The 15247-nt window shown below is 41.1% G+C and carries 17 protein-coding genes; all 17 read right to left on the bottom strand.

Features of this window, described 5'->3' with window-relative positions:
- Positions 1 to 15: 15 nt before the first annotated feature.
- Positions 16 to 810, bottom strand: a complete 795-nt coding sequence (gene flgG, locus AC0C66_RS00860) for a flagellar basal body rod protein FlgG (RefSeq protein WP_014113794.1) — start codon at positions 808 to 810, stop codon at positions 16 to 18.
- A 21-nt stretch (positions 811 to 831) separates the two neighbouring features.
- The gene (gene flgD, locus AC0C66_RS00855) at positions 832 to 1254 is read right to left on the bottom strand and encodes a flagellar hook assembly protein FlgD (RefSeq protein WP_072182130.1); all 423 of its coding nucleotides are present in this window, start codon (positions 1252 to 1254) and stop codon (positions 832 to 834) included.
- Positions 1251 to 2717: a flagellar hook-length control protein FliK gene (locus tag AC0C66_RS00850; protein WP_072182131.1), complete on the bottom strand. Its 1467-nt coding sequence runs from the start codon at positions 2715 to 2717 to the stop codon at positions 1251 to 1253. The genes flgD and AC0C66_RS00850 overlap by 4 nt, the downstream gene beginning before the upstream one ends.
- A 12-nt stretch (positions 2718 to 2729) precedes the next feature.
- On the bottom strand, positions 2730 to 3344 hold the full coding sequence (locus AC0C66_RS00845; protein WP_072182132.1) for a MotE family protein: 615 nt from the start codon (positions 3342 to 3344) through the stop codon (positions 2730 to 2732).
- 11 nt (positions 3345 to 3355) lie between these two features.
- Positions 3356 to 3799 (bottom strand): flagellar export protein FliJ, encoded by a 444-nt coding sequence (gene fliJ, locus AC0C66_RS00840; protein WP_003220866.1) that lies wholly within the window; start codon positions 3797 to 3799, stop codon positions 3356 to 3358.
- Positions 3800 to 3801: 2 nt separating this feature from the next.
- Positions 3802 to 5118 carry a flagellar protein export ATPase FliI gene (gene fliI, locus AC0C66_RS00835; RefSeq protein WP_041520951.1) on the bottom strand — a complete coding sequence of 439 codons (1317 nt, stop codon included), beginning with the start codon at positions 5116 to 5118 and terminating at the stop codon, positions 3802 to 3804.
- Entirely contained in the window at positions 5115 to 5867 is a 753-nt protein-coding gene (fliH, locus tag AC0C66_RS00830; protein ID WP_072182133.1) for a flagellar assembly protein FliH, read from the bottom strand. Before fliH ends, fliI begins: the two co-directional genes overlap by 4 nt.
- A complete protein-coding gene (gene fliG, locus AC0C66_RS00825; RefSeq protein WP_003220860.1) occupies positions 5860 to 6876 on the bottom strand; it encodes a flagellar motor switch protein FliG in 1017 nt (338 codons plus the stop codon). Before fliG ends, fliH begins: the two co-directional genes overlap by 8 nt.
- Before the next feature lie 12 nt (positions 6877 to 6888).
- A complete protein-coding gene (gene fliF / locus AC0C66_RS00820; RefSeq protein ID WP_072182134.1) occupies positions 6889 to 8499 on the bottom strand; it encodes a flagellar basal-body MS-ring/collar protein FliF in 1611 nt (536 codons plus the stop codon).
- Positions 8500 to 8544: 45 nt separating this feature from the next.
- On the bottom strand, positions 8545 to 8865 hold the full coding sequence (gene fliE, locus AC0C66_RS00815; protein WP_072182135.1) for a flagellar hook-basal body complex protein FliE: 321 nt from the start codon (positions 8863 to 8865) through the stop codon (positions 8545 to 8547).
- Positions 8866 to 8876: 11 nt separating this feature from the next.
- Positions 8877 to 9329 carry a flagellar basal body rod protein FlgC gene (gene flgC, locus AC0C66_RS00810; protein ID WP_072182136.1) on the bottom strand — a complete coding sequence of 151 codons (453 nt, stop codon included), beginning with the start codon at positions 9327 to 9329 and terminating at the stop codon, positions 8877 to 8879.
- The gene (gene flgB, locus AC0C66_RS00805) at positions 9329 to 9718 is read right to left on the bottom strand and encodes a flagellar basal body rod protein FlgB (RefSeq protein WP_014113786.1); all 390 of its coding nucleotides are present in this window, start codon (positions 9716 to 9718) and stop codon (positions 9329 to 9331) included. The genes flgC and flgB overlap by 1 nt, the downstream gene beginning before the upstream one ends.
- A 381-nt stretch (positions 9719 to 10099) precedes the next feature.
- Positions 10100 to 10879, bottom strand: a complete 780-nt coding sequence (gene codY / locus AC0C66_RS00800; protein WP_003220850.1) for a GTP-sensing pleiotropic transcriptional regulator CodY — start codon at positions 10877 to 10879, stop codon at positions 10100 to 10102.
- A gap of 39 nt (positions 10880 to 10918) precedes the next feature.
- Positions 10919 to 12322, bottom strand: coding sequence for an HslU--HslV peptidase ATPase subunit (gene hslU, locus AC0C66_RS00795; protein ID WP_014113785.1), 1404 nt, complete (start codon positions 12320 to 12322; stop codon positions 10919 to 10921).
- 16 nt (positions 12323 to 12338) lie between these two features.
- Positions 12339 to 12884: an ATP-dependent protease subunit ClpQ gene (gene clpQ, locus AC0C66_RS00790; RefSeq protein WP_003238555.1), complete on the bottom strand. Its 546-nt coding sequence runs from the start codon at positions 12882 to 12884 to the stop codon at positions 12339 to 12341.
- 12 nt (positions 12885 to 12896) lie between these two features.
- Entirely contained in the window at positions 12897 to 13811 is a 915-nt protein-coding gene (gene xerC / locus AC0C66_RS00785; RefSeq protein ID WP_014113784.1) for a tyrosine recombinase XerC, read from the bottom strand.
- 67 nt (positions 13812 to 13878) lie between these two features.
- Entirely contained in the window at positions 13879 to 15186 is a 1308-nt protein-coding gene (gene trmFO, locus AC0C66_RS00780) for an FADH(2)-oxidizing methylenetetrahydrofolate--tRNA-(uracil(54)-C(5))-methyltransferase TrmFO (RefSeq protein ID WP_014113783.1), read from the bottom strand.
- Positions 15187 to 15247 lie beyond the last annotated feature (61 nt).

Raw genomic sequence — 15247 nt, 5'->3', positions numbered from 1 at the left:
GCCTCCCCTCCCTCCTTAACGTTTAAGGTTAACCAGTTCTTGAAGGATTTCATCAGATGTTGTAATAATTTTTGAGTTTGATTGGAATCCGCGCTGGGCAACGATCATTTCAGTAAATTCGTCAGTTAAATCAACGTTAGACATTTCGAGAAATCCTGATTTAAGTGAACCTGTACCTCCATCACCAGGCTGGTTGGCTGCACTGGCAGTCCCAGAGTTTAAAGACTCACGGTATAAGTTGCTTCCGATTTTATCCAAACCGTCACTGTTTGCAAAAGTGACAATCCCGATTTGTCCTCCGTCTTGCGTTTGACCGCCTGCATCAACAATTGACACCTTTCCATCAGAACCAATACTAAAACTTTGTGCATCTGTAGGTATTTGAATTGTTCCACCATTCATATTTAATACATGGTAGCCATCACCTGTAACCAGTGTTCCGGTATTATCTAAATAGAAGTTTCCTGCTCTTGTATAAGCTGTTCCGTCGCCTGTATCAATTCTAAAGTACCCATCGCCGTCAATCGCTAAATCAAGTGTTCTTCCTGTACTTTGTGTTGCGCTTGTTGAATGAATTGTATCAATTGTGCCAGAAGATGAACCTAAACCGATCTGTTTAGAGTTCGTACCGCCGATAGTTGCACCAGCCGCAGAACCGCCGGCAATCGTTTGGCTTACCATATCTTTAAAGGTAACACGGCTCTTTTTGAATCCTACTGTATTCACGTTGGCAATGTTGTTGCCGATAACGTCAAGCTTTGTTTGAAAGTTTTTCATACCGCTAATTCCAGAATAAAGTGAACGTAACATAATAAATTCCCCCAGATTTTTTTATTTAGAAGACTGTGCTACAGACATTACATTCCACGGATTAATCTCGGTCCCATCATCCAGAATGAGATAATAGTTTCCTTTAGAATGCTTAACAGAGCTAACTGTGCCAGTTTTATCTGTAGTACTTTGACCATCAGTCCAAGATACTTCTTTTCCCAGCAAATCAACATACGAAGTAAACGGATCTTGATTTTCAACGAATTGAGTCATGGTCTTATTCATGTTCATCATTTGCTCCAGGCTTGAAAAAGTCGCCATCTGACTGATAAATTCTTTGTCATCAACCGGGTTGAGCGGATCTTGGTTTTGGACTTGGGTCATTAATATTTTTAAGAACTCATCTTTCCCCAAGCTGCTATTGCTAGTCGTCACAGTGCTTGTTTTTTCAGGCAGTTTATATTCTGAACTTATAGAAGTCATTCTTCTTCCTCCATTTCAACCGTCGACACTTCATCGAGGAGATCGCCGAAATCATTTGATTGCTTTTTCTGTTTTTGCTGTCTCTGCCCCTCTTGCTGCTGTTTCTGTTCATCAGCAAGCTGGCCGTATATCGGCTGATCCCCGCTTTGGACAGGGAGAGTAAAACGGTCAATTTGGACGGCCATATTCGGCAATGATTGCTTCAGCTGAGGAAGATGCTGTTCAAGCAGTTCTTTTGCTGATTGGCTCGATGCAATGATTTTACTCTGAAACATCCCATTTTCATTTGTCAGCTTGATTGTGACAAATCCTAAATGTTCAGGGTTCAGCCGAATGGTGAAACTTCCCGTCGATCTGCCGAATGGCGTATATTTCATTTGCTTCCACGCATTGATCACTTGATCAGCCACCGTTTTTGTTTCGGCAGCCGGTAAATCAGATGAGAGCTGGTGCAGATCAAGTGTTTGAACTCCTCCAGTGCTCCGGTATCCTGAAAACAGCATTTGTTGGAGTCCTGATTTACTATCTACAGGCTGAATACTTCCAGAAACATCGGATGCACTTTTGCTGGATGAATGTTGCGAGAGCGGTGCGAGGACACGCTTTCCAAAGTCTTGCGATGATTCGGATGATTTCGATAACAAGAAAGCTTTCAGCTGACTTTCAGCTAAATTCCATTCTTTAGTCCCTTTTTGAGGAAGCATAGACATTTGTTCCATTAAGCTTTGAAAACTTTTCAGCTCTGACGCTGTCATCGAATAAAGTTTTGAACTTGACTCATCTTTAGTGAATATTTGCTGTTTAAGATCTTGAATCAGCTGTTGAGATACGCCCTTTTTTTCTAATGCAGAAAGAAATTGATCTCCATTCTGATAAATGACATGAGCTTCATTGCTATTCCCACGGTCAGACAGCTTATTTCCTTCTAGCAGCTGACTAATGAACATCTGGATAAGGACAAGTTCTTTATCATCCTCAGATACTTCATTTTCCTGATTGGGTTGCTCTGTATCAAACTTCAGTTCTCCATTAATGTCTGCAGCAGAATCATTGGCAGCAAGAGCCGTTTTACCTTCTGAAATGATTTTCTCCGCTTCAGCGAGTAATTGATCCATCCCGCCGGACATTTTTGATTCAACTGCTTGCAACAGATGCTGCAGCATTTGCAGAGCGGTTTCATCCAACTGCTTCCCTGTTAGTTTGCTTAATGTTTGCAGAAGTTCCGCTTTTTGTTTGTCTTGATCTTCAGGACTTGCCTTTAGCCAATCACTGATTTTTTTAAGCGCATCTGCTAAAAGCTGATCACTGAAATCAGGAGCTCCCTTTCCTTGTTCTGAGAGTTCCTTCAATCCGGTCTCAGACATAAGCCAGTTTTGAAAAACTCCCTGGTTGCTTTTCATGGTTTTAGCCGCAGTACCCGCTGTGGTTTGCAGCAAAGGTCCTGCCAATTCAAGCAGCTTCACCTTTAATTCCCCCTATTCTTGGCTGGCAGCAATTTTTTCTGTATAAGTTGCTGCTTGCTCAGGAGTCATCTTCGCCAATATGTCAGCAAGCTGCTTTTTGCTTAGGCCATTCAATATTTTCAGCGCTTCTTGCTCCTTTAATTGGGCAATAATTTTAGCGGCCTTTCCGCTGTCCATGCTTTTATATACATTGATCACTTTGTCATTTTCAGAAGAAGAATTCGAGCCTGATGCATTTTCAGTATTATCTTTTGATGACTTTTTTTGATCCTCCGCCGTCTTTTCAAGTGAACGGATCTTTTGATTGAGTCTGTCGATTTCAGATTTACTCGTTTCTAAATCTTTATTCAATATACTGATTTCACTTTTTTGATCCTTAATGGTCTTTTCCAGAGCTGCCGTATTACTGCTATCCTTACTTGATGCTGTGTCTTTTTTATTTTCGGTTTCAGGAACCAATTCTTTTAGAACCGGCGTTTTTGCCGCCGCTTCCTGTATCGGCTTTAAAACATTGACACCAGCAGCCCAAAGAACAATCCCCCCTGCGATTAGAAGAAACATCAGCGGAAGGATAATGATAAGCAAAACCGAACGGAACTTACCTGATTCTTTCTTTTTGCCGGACATTACATTCGCTCCTAATGGCCTTGAATCATAAACTGCTTAATCGAAATATCATCCATTTCTTTCATCTCTGCAGCTTTGTCTTCAATAGCAAACATTTTAAACTGTTTTTCACGCATTTTTTCAAACTTTTTCACTTCAATATTTTTCTCTGTCAAAATTTCTTGTTTTTGATTCATTTGATTTCTTTTCATAATAACTAGCTTTTGGTAGTGATAAATCGTATTTTCAAGATTTGAGACAAATTGCTGGTAATGCCTCATTTCTTGTACACTCATGCCGCTTTTCAATTTCTTTTCCTTATCTTGTTCAAGCAATTCCTTTTTGCTCATATTCTCATATAATTTTTCAGCAACGTTTTCAAATTCAGAAACGGATTGCTGATATTCGGATAAGGATTGATCTTTCTCATTTTCTTTTAGTTCCAGCAGCTTCTGGAATCTAAATTGATAAGCCACGTTTATTCCTCATTTCCTGTCAAACTAGTTAATGCAGCAATACTTTCTTCTAATAATGCTGATTCATCTGTTCCCTGTTTTAAAAATTGAATAAGTTGCGGATAAAATTGTATCGCTTCATCAATTTCTCTTGAGGATCCTCTTTTGTAAGCTCCGATATTAATGAGATCTTCCGAATTTTGATATGTCGATAAAAGTTCACGGAATTTATTTGCTGCATCTAGGTGTTGCCTTGTCGATATGTTTGACATCACCCTGCTGATGCTTTTTAGTATATTAACTGCAGGAAACTGGCCTTTATTGGCAAGCGCCCTGTCCAATACAATATGTCCGTCTAAAATTCCGCGAACAGTGTCAGCAATCGGCTCATTCATGTCATCCCCGTCTACCAATACTGTATAAAACGCGGTAATGGTTCCGTGCTCATTTGCACCCGTTCGTTCTAATAAACGAGGTAAAATAGCGAACACAGAAGGTGTATAGCCTTTTGTCGTCGGAGGCTCTCCGGCGGCCAGTCCAATCTCACGCTGCGCCATTGCCACCCTTGTAACAGAATCCATCATAAACATGACATTTTGGCCTTTATCGCGGAAATACTCAGCAATTGCCGTTGCTGTATATGCCGCTTTCAATCTCATTAATGCTGGCTGATCTGAGGTGGCAACGACTACAATCGATCGTTTCAGACCCTCATCCCCAAGATCTTTTTCAATAAACTCCCTAACCTCTCGCCCGCGTTCCCCAACAAGTGCAATGACGTTTAAGTCAGCCTCTGTCTGCTTGGCGATCATCCCCATTAGTGTGCTTTTTCCGACACCGCTTCCTGCAAAAATGCCAATCCGCTGGCCTTTACCGACTGTCAGCAAGCTGTCAATTGATCTGACTCCGACACCCATCTTTTCACGGATAGGCGGCCGTTTCATCGGATTGGGCGGTGATTGCTCCGTCGATACAGGCGAAAGCCCTTTCGGCAAAAGCTTGCCGTCAAGCGGCTCTCCAAAAGCATCGATGACTTGTCCGATCAGCCCGGCTCCGACTTTAACCCGAAGAGATTCACCGGTGGCTTCTACAATGCTGCCGGGTGCAATGCTTGCAGCCTCTAAATAAGGCATAAGCAAAATATTTTCTTCCTGGAAGCCGACAACCTCAGCTTTTATGACGTTCCCAGATTGCCCTTTTGCATAAATCAGGCACACGTCGCCAATTGAGCTTGCAGGCCCTTTTGATTCAATCATCAGGCCGATCACCCGCTTGACTTTTCCGTACCGTTTATACGAGTCCGTCATTTCTATGCAATCTATCAGACTCTGTGTCTTCATTCAGCTGCACCCGCTTCCAGCGCTGTCAGAAGTTTATCTTTCAATTGCATCAATTGTGTGTCAACACTCGCATCTACCCTGCCAAAAGGTGTTTCAATATAACAGGATCCTTTTTGAGCTTTTTCATCAGCATATATGCCAAGCCGGCATTCTTTATAAAGCAGTTGCTGAATTTCATCCTTTTGCTGAAAGACTGTCTCATAGTAATATGGATCCACATATATTGAGATATCGTCATATTCCTTTACTTCGTTTATGACCTGTTTCACTAGCAGGAGAAAAGCCTCTTTATCATCAGATTTTTGCTGCCAAACTTTTTTAGCTAGTGCAACGGCAAGCTCAACAATTTCTTCATTAGCGTCTTCAAGCTTATCCTCAACAGCTTTTCTGGACATTTCAGTTATGCTGTTTGCTTGGTTGATCAGCTCGCCATACTGTTGAAGCGCCTCAGCTTTTCCTAATGCCACACCTTGTTCAAAGCCCTCGGCTTTTGCTTCCTCAATAAGCTTCTGTTTTTCATCCGACCAATCATTTTTTTCCTGCTCAATTTGACGGCGAATATTTTCTATATGGCTGTTTGCCTGCTCAGAAATCCGGTCAGCTTCCTCTTTCACTCGAGCCATAAGCGCTTCTGGGTTCTCTTCAGCCTGCAAAAGATGAGAATGATCGATACGCACCTCTTGTACAGAGAGTTTTCTTCTTTCCTTTTGTGGAGAAAAAGATGATTCTTGTTTAATGATATTAGACAATAATATCGTCCCCTCCGCCTCTTGCTATCACAATTTCTCCGGCTTCTTCAAGCTTTCTGACGATGCTTACAATTCTTGATTGAGCTTCTTCTACATCTTTCAAACGTACAGGGCCCATAAATTCCATTTCTTCTTTAAAGGTTTCAACCATACGCTGTGACATATTGTTGAATACAATTTCTTTGACTTCTTCGCTTGCAACCTTTAATGAAAGGAGCAGATCGTCGTTCTCAACATCGCGAATGACTCTCTGAATTGCGCGGTTATCAAGTGTAACAATATCTTCGAAGACAAACATCCGCTTTTTAATTTCTTCAGCAAGATCAGGATCCTGAATTTCCAATGAATCCAAGATCGTCTTCTCTGTTCCTCTGTCTACCCCGTTTAACACTTCAACAACAGCTTCAATTCCGCCTGTTTGTGTATAATCCTGAGTAAATGCAGAAGATAATTTTTGTTCCAGAATCCGTTCTACCTCATTAATAATTTCAGGTGACGTTCTGTCCATGACCGCGATTCTTCTCGCAACCTCAGCCTGTACTTCAGGATTCAGCTCGGATAAAATTTGCCCAGCTTGTACAGGATCTAAATAAGACAAGATTAAAGCCATCGTCTGCGGATGCTCTTGCTGTATAAAATTCAAAATTTGTTCGGGCTCCGCTTTTCTGGCAAAATCAAATGGTTTAACTTGTAAAGAAGAAGTCAGCCTGTTTAGAATGTTTTCCGCCTTATTCTCACCAAGCGCCTTTTCAAGAACTTGTCTCGCATAGCTTAGGCCGCCTTGAGAAATATAATCTTGCGCAATGGCTATATTATGAAATTCTTCTATTATTTCATCCTTTTTTTGATGATCGACACTTCGAACACCTGATATTTCCAGGGTAAGCCTTTCAATTTCTTCATCGGTTAAGTGCTTATATACAGAAGCTGACACATCTAACCCCAAGGAAATCATGAGAATGGCTGCTTTTTGTTTTCCTGTAAGCTTATCTTGATCACGTCTCGCCATTTCTAATTCCTCCTAATCCTCGGCCAGCCAGCTTCTCAGCAGTTTTGCAAAATCTTCCGGCTTGTCTTTCGCCATCTTTTCAAGCTGTTTTCGTCTGACTGTTTCCGCTGTTTCATTTTCCTCTTCATTGATATCAGGCAAATTGATTGGTTCTTGAGGAACCTCATACTCATATTCCTCAAATTCATCCTCTTGCGCCCGTTTCTTTCTGACAAGCATAATGATCAGAACAATGATCGCTGCGATTAAAACACCGCCTACGATATATGCCCACAGCGGGATACCTGAAGACTTTTCCGTATTTGTATCCAAGTTGACTTTCCCGTCAAATGGCTGAACGGAGACCACAATTTTATTATTAATATCTTCATCAGAAAGATTCTGGTTTTGTGTTGCATCCTTATCTAATGATGTTCTGACTACAGTTGAGAGGATTTTTTGTATATCATCCTGTCTTTCAGTTGATAGCGACGCTGTATTTTTGGCATCAGGCGGCTCAACCATTACTTGAATCCCTAAATCTCTGACCTTATAAGGGCTTTCAGCGATTTCTTTATGGATTCGGTTAACCTCGTAATTGATTTTATTGCTGCTTTTTTCATAGTTCCCGCTTTCGGCATTTTCACCGTCAGCTTTATAATTTGTTACATCTTCGTCGCCGGTTCCGGCAGTTCCGCCATTGGCTGCACTGTCACCCTGGTATGTTTCAGATACCTTTTCAGCGCTGACTGCAATGCCTTCCATGTTTTCTTTATCAACAGGCTCGACAATGTCTTCTGTACGATTTTCTTTTGTGAAATCAATGTCTGCTGTAACAGAGACAACAACTTTATCTTGGCCCATCATCGTACCAAGCAGTGACTGAACATGTTTTTGAATGTCTTTTTCAACTTGGGACTTAATTCCTTGCTGAGAAGAATAACTATCCGCGTAGGACCCTGCATCGCTGTCTGATTTGTCGTAGTATGTAGAATTTTGGTCCATGATCACGATGTTATCTTCTTTTAAGTTCGGCACACTTTTCGATACCAGATGATACAATCCGTTGATCTGGCTTTGCTCAAGTGTATAGCCCGGCTGAATCTGCAGAACGATTGATGCGGATGCTGCAGATTGCTCCTCACCGACAAACACTGCGTCTTTCGGGAGGTTAATCATTACTTTTGAATTTTTGATACCGTCCATTTCATTGATCAAATTTGACAGTTCTGTCTGTGTGGCTTTCACTTTCACCATATCAAACTCATTGTCTGTCAAACCAAAGCCGGCATTCTGCCCAAAAAATGAATAGTCAATTGATCCAGTTTTGGGAAGTCCTTCTGCAGCCAGCTGCACTTTCAAAGAATCAACCTGATCCTCTGGAACACTAATCACTGTACCGCCATTCGAAAGTTCATTTGGCACTTTTTTCGCATCCAGTTCTTCTTTGATTTGCCCTGCTTCTTCGGCAGACAAATCCTTGTACAGCGGCGCCATTTTAGAACTTGAAGCAAAAACACTAATAATAATTCCAATAATAATAATTGCCGCTAAAGCACTAATCATTAAAATCTTTTGTAATTTAGATCTATTTTTCCAAAACTCACTCGTTTTGTTTTTCATTTGCATTAGAGTACGATTCATGTTAACCCCCGGTCATTCCACTCTTTCTCTTAATCGTCAGACCCCCTACATTTGCATTCTCATAATCTCCTGATAAGCTTCCACAGCTTTATTGCGGAACTCTGTTGCTGCAGTTAGAGAGATGCTTGCTTTTTGAGCGGCGATCATGACCTCATCAAGATTTACATCTATTCCTGCAGCCAAGGCATTAGTCATGTTGTCAGAAGCTACTTGGGACTCATTTAACGAACTAATAGAGTTTTTTAAAAGCTCCGAAAAGCTTGTTTGATTTGAAGAATCTGTTTTTTGGCTATTGTTTACTTGATTTGTTGCATTTTGAGTGTTTTGAGTATTTTGAACCTGAAAAGGAGAAATTGCATTAATCACTTTCATTCACCTTACTTTCCGATTTCTAACGCCTTCATCAGCATTCCCTTTGTGGCATTCATCGCTGTGACATTCGCCTCATATGATCTTGTGCTGCTGACAAGGTCAACCATTTCTTTCAACGGATCAACATTAGGCTTTTGTACATATCCTTCAGCGTTTGCATCAGGGTCTGTCGGATCATAGACAAGATTAAATTCTGAATCATCTTCCGTAATTTTAGAAACCTTTACACCGTTTCCAGCATTGCCGCTTCCGCTCATTTGAGAATTGAGAATAGAAGAGAACGATTCACCTTTTGACTGAAGGGAAACCATTTTTCTTTTGTAAGGCACCCACTCTCCGTTCACCTGCTTAGCTCTTGTCGTATCCATATTTGCCAAATTAGACGATACAACGTCCATTCTGACTCGCTGAGCTGTTAAAGCAGATGCTGAAACATTTAAGCTATGAAAAGCTGTCATCATTTTCCTCCTGTTAATACGGTCTTTAGCGAATTAAATTTACCGTTCATTCTTTCAACTAAAGCTTGATAATTGATTTGATTTTGTGCCAATTCTGTCATCTCTTTGTCAACGTCAACATTGTTTCCGTTTTGCTGATACGATGTATCTCCGCTCGTTACAATTGAATAATTCGAATCAGTACCAGAAAAATCAATATGACGATAGTCTGTTTTTATCGCTTCAAGACGAGAGGATTCTTGATCTAATAAATTTTGGAAAGAGACTTTTTTTGCCTTATAGTTCGGTGTATCTATATTGGCAATATTATTAGTTATGACTTTTTGCTTAATATTCGCTCTGCCCAAGGCATTTTCAAGATTTTGTATCGTTCCAGAAAATAAGCTCAAATCCACTTACCTCCATTTCAGTTTTTTTCACCCTCAATATCCTTGTCGAGAATTGTAAAACTATATGCTTATTGTAAGAAATAACAGGCATAAAGTCTATGAAGATCGTGTAAAAAAATGTCCTCACAATTATCTATTTTACAACTAGGTATATAGTCCTAGATTGTTAGAACTACATTTCCCGCCTTAATATAAGCCTGAAAATAGCAGAATTTCTGTTTTTTCTATATTCTTTTCGTCATTTTTGAGTCTTTTTGAAGAAATTTATGAGATTTATTAAAATTATTACAAAGAAAGACTTTCAACCCAGGAAATAAAGCTTATTGATTTCCTTTATTTGAAATAAAAAAAGAACCCCTTAAGAGGGGGTTCTTTGCGTGATTAATGAGATTTTAGATTTTCTAATTCGATTAGGAATTTATTGTTTAGGACTTTGATATAAGTACCTTTCATTCCTAATGATCTTGACTCGATAACACCCGCGCTTTCCAGCTTTCTGAGTGCGTTCACAATAACAGAACGGGTAATGCCGACGCGGTCAGCGATTTTACTTGCAACGAGGAGACCTTCGTTTCCGTCAAGCTCTTCAAAAATGTGCTCAATTGCTTCAAGCTCACTGTAAGAAAGAGAACTGATAGCCATTTGAACGACAGCTTTGCTTCTTGCTTCCTCTTCGATTTCTTCTGCTTTTTCTCTCAGGATCTCCATACCGACAACTGTAGCGCCGTATTCAGCGAGAATTAAGTCATCGTCATTAAATTGATCCTGTAAACGTGAAAGAATGAGTGTTCCTAATCTTTCTCCGCCTCCGATGATCGGTACAATTGTTGTTAAACCAGCTTGGAACAGGTCTCTGTTTTCAACAGGAAAAGCAGTATATTCACTATTAATGTCCAAGTTAGAAGATGTTTCAGGGACATTAAACAGATTTTTCGTATATTCTTCAGGGAATTGACGATCCTCAAGCATTTTTTTCATGCGATCATTTTCAATTTGCTGGTTAATAGAATATCCAAGGAGCTTGCCTCTGCGGCTTACAACGAAAATATTGGAATCAATTACATCCCGCAGCGTCTCCGCCATTTCCTTGAAGTTTACCGGTTTCCCTGCCGCAGCTTGCAGCATGGAGTTAATAATTCGTGTTTTTTGTAATAAAGCCATGATAAATAATCCTCCTAAACGTTCCTCTTATTAAATTTTTCACAAAATAAATTGACTTAAATCTTTGTTTTTTGCTATCGTTCCGAGCTTTTCTTCGACATACTGTGGTGTAATCGTTATTTTCTCCATTGTTACATCAGGAGCTTCAAACGACAGATCTTCTAATAAGCGTTCAAGTATTGTATGGAGGCGTCTCGCACCGATATTATCTGTGTCCTGGTTCACATGATAAGCAACTTCAGCAATCTTATGAATAGCTTCGTCAGAAAATTCAAGAGATATACCTTCTGTCTGCAATAATGCCTGATATTGTTTCAGCAGTGCATTATCAGGCTCAATCAAAATTCTCACGAAGTCGTCTACCGTGAGTTTGCTCAGTTCTACACGAATCGGGAAACGCCCTTGCAGTTCAGGAATCAAATCTGACGGTTTGGCCATATGAAACGCTCCTGCTGCAATAAATAACACATGGTCTGTTTTTACCGAACCATATTTAGTGACAACGGTTGAACCCTCAACGATTGGGAGGATGTCCCGCTGAACGCCTTCTCTAGATACATCGGCAGAAGATGACGCGCCGCCGTTTTTTGCAATTTTATCAATCTCGTCGATAAAGATAATTCCGCTCTCTTCTGCTCTCTGAACAGCTTCCTGGCTGACTTCATCCATATCGATGAGTTTGCTCGCTTCTTCATTCGTCAGGACTTTTCTGGCTTCTCTGACTGTCATTTTGCGCCGTTTCTTTTTCTTTGGCATTAATCCGCTCAGCGCATCTTGCATATTCATGCCCATCTGCTCCATACCCGAGCCTTGCAGCATGTCAAACATAGAAGGCTGCTGCTCTTCGACTTCTACTGTTACATAGTAGTCTTCGAGCTCTCCTAAAGCCAGCTGATGCGCCATGCGTTTTCTTTTTTCTTCAATGTTTGCTTCTTCCTGGCTCTCCGCCTCATCTTCACCGTTCGGCTGGCTGCCGCCAAAAAACATTTCAAACGGATTTTTAACGCCTGATTGTTTTTTCTTCCCAGGAACCAACAGACGAACAATGCGTTTGTTTGCATTTTCTTCTGCCTGCTCCTTTACTTCATTCATTTTCTCTTCTTTTATAAGCCGAACAGAAGTTTCCACAAGGTCTCTGACCATTGATTCAACATCTCTGCCTACATAGCCGACTTCAGTAAATTTTGTTGCTTCAATTTTGATAAATGGCGCACCTGAAAGCTTGGCGATTCGTCTTGCAATTTCAGTTTTCCCAACGCCGGTAGGCCCCATCATTAAAATGTTTTTCGGAACGACCTCGTCCTTCAGCTTTTCATCCAGAAGACTTCTTCTATAGCGGTTTCTTAATGCCACGGCGACAGCTTTTTTCGCGTTTTGCTGACCGACAATATATTGGTCTAACCGATCTACAATCTGTCTTGGTGTTAACGGTTGTTTTTCCATGCGCCTCAAGTCCTTTCTATTCAAGCTCTTCCAGTATGATTTGATCGTTCGTGTAAACACAAATTTCGCCTGCTGTTTCTAACGCGGCTCTAGCAATCTCACTTGCAGACATGCTTTCACCGGCATGCTTTTTCAAAGCTCTTCCGGCTGCCAGAGCGTAATTGCCTCCTGATCCAATCGCGAGAATGCCGTCATCTGGTTCGATCACCTCGCCTGTTCCCGATACGAGAAGCAAAGTATCCTGATTCATAACAATCAGCATGGCTTCAAGCTTTCTAAGCACTTTATCGCTACGCCATTCCTTCGCAAGCTCAACAGCTGCCCGTTTTAAGTTGCCGTTATATTCTTCAAGCTTAGCTTCAAACTTTTCGAATAATGTGAAAGCGTCTGCAACAGATCCTGCAAACCCGGCAAGAACCTTACCGTTAAACAGTTTCCTTACTTTTCTTGCAGTGTGTTTCATGACAACAGCCTGACCAAATGTCACTTGGCCGTCTCCGGACATAGCGCTTCGTCCCTTATGCTGTACGGCAAATATTGTGGTCGCATGAAAAGATGACATAAAGGGCCTCCTTTAATTTTTCTTAAAAGCTCTTGGATGGTGAGACATATATGTGTTTCTCAACATTTCCTTCGAAACGTGCGTGTATATCTGTGTCGAAGACAGATTGGAATGCCCGAGCAGTTCCTGAACGCTTCTCAAATCTGCCCCTTCGTTTAACAGATGAGTGGCGAACGTATGTCGAAGCATATGCGGATGGATATGTAAAGTGCCGGACGCTTTTTGAACAAGCCCGCTTAAAATATGCCTGATGCCTCGGGCTGTAAGCGGTCCGCCTCTTTGATTTACGAATAATAGATCATGAGGTTCTTTTGCTTTCATCAGCAAGCACTGTCTTCCGCTATTCATATAAACCTTCAACGCTTCGCGGGCGTAAGACCCAAAGGGGATATAGCGCTGCTTCTTGCCTTTACCGTGAACAAGCACAGTGTCCATAAACAAGTCAACGTCGTTAACAGTTATGGAACAGCATTCACTGACCCTCATTCCGGTGGCATAGAGAAGCTCTAACAGCGCTTGATCCCTCATTCCGGTCGGCTGGCTTATATCTGAAACTTCAAACAGCTCCTCAAGCTCTTTTTGATATAGAAACTTTGGTATTCGTTTCTCTTGTTTCGGCAGATGAACAAGCTGAAACGGATTTTCTTCAACAAGTTTTTCCCGCATCAGAAACTTATAAAAGCTTCTTAATGCAGATATCTTTTTGCTTATTGTTCTTCTCGATAAACCTTTTTCATAGGCTTCTGTCAAAAAAATCCTAGTATCTTGATATGCAGCTTTTTCAAATCCATTTATACCTTGAACGCGCAGGAAAGTCTCGAATTCTTCAATTGAATCCACATAATTCACAATAGTATATTGTGAATAATTTTTTTCAATTTGTAAATATTCAACGAATAACTTTACGAAATTCTTAACATTCTCCATGCCTAATACCTCCCCAGGAAGGGCTTTTAAATGGTATCACAAATCGCGTTCAGGTTGCAATCAATACCTATATTGTTTTCGAAATTGTTTGAATTGTCTCGATTGCACGGTTCGCGTATTGTTCATTACGCTCTTTTTTATTTTTAATTTTAACAGGCAGTTCTTTTAAAAGCCCAAAGTTTGCATTCATCGGCTGGAAGTTCTTCTGGTTTGTTGTTGTAATATAGTGTGCCATACTGCCTATTGTTGTTTCCTGAGGGAAAGTGACAAGCTCTTCTCCTAAAACAAGTTTAGCCGCATTAATACCTGCTACCAGTCCTGAGGCAGCGGATTCCACATATCCTTCTACTCCCGTCATTTGGCCTGCAAAGAACAAATCACTGCGATTTTTAAATTGATATGTCGGCTTTAACAGGCTTGGAGAGTTAATGAATGTATTTCTGTGCATCACGCCGTATCTGACGATTTCTACATTTTCAAGCCCTGGAATCAATTTGAGAACTTCCTTTTGGTCTCCCCATTTTAAATGAGTCTGGAATCCTACAATATTATAGAGTGTTCCCGCTGCATCATCCTGTCTGAGCTGAACGACAGCATGGGGACGTTTTCCTGTAACAGGATGCTCTAATCCAACAGGTTTCATCGGTCCGAAAAGCATTGTTTTCTTTCCCCGTTTTGCCATGACCTCAATCGGCATGCAGCCTTCAAAGAAAATCTCTTTTTCAAATTCTTTTAATGGGACTGTTTCTGCTGATGTTAATGCTTCATGAAAACGGTCAAACTCTTCTTCTGTCATCGGGCAGTTCAAATATGCCGCTTCACCTTTATCATAACGAGATTTCAAGTACACTTTATCCATATCAAGGCTGTCTTTTTCTACAATTGGCGCCGCTGCGTCATAAAAATACAGATAGTCCTCGCCAGTTAGCTCCTTCAGTTGGGCAGACAGTGATTCAGATGTTAACGGACCCGTTGCGATAATGGTAGGACCTTCAGGAATTCCAGTCACTTCTTCATTAATAACGGTTACGTTCGGATGGTTTTTCACCCGATTTGTCACACTTGCGGCAAATTCATGACGGTCTACTGCGAGAGCGCCGCCAGCAGGCACCGAACATTCGTCAGCAGCCGCGATGATGGCTGAATCAAGCGCTCGCATTTCTTCCTTTAATACACCGACAGCGTTAGCAAGCGTATTGGAACGCAGAGAGTTGCTGCACACAAGCTCGGCAAATTTATCTGTATGGTGCGCAGGCGTTTGTTTAACAGGGCGCATTTCATATAATCTGACTTGAATCCCCCGTTTGGCAAGCTGCCACGCCGCTTCACTTCCTGCGAGTCCGGCTCCGATTACATTCACTGTTTGTTGGTTCATCTTTCACATCTCCTAGTTTATTATTCAAGGCCTTCTTTTAACACACAAAGAAGGTGAGCAA

This window comes from Bacillus sp. VA13 (assembly GCF_055710085.1).
The sequence above is the reverse complement of the archived record's forward strand: the minus strand, read 5'-3'. Positions and strand labels throughout refer to the sequence as shown.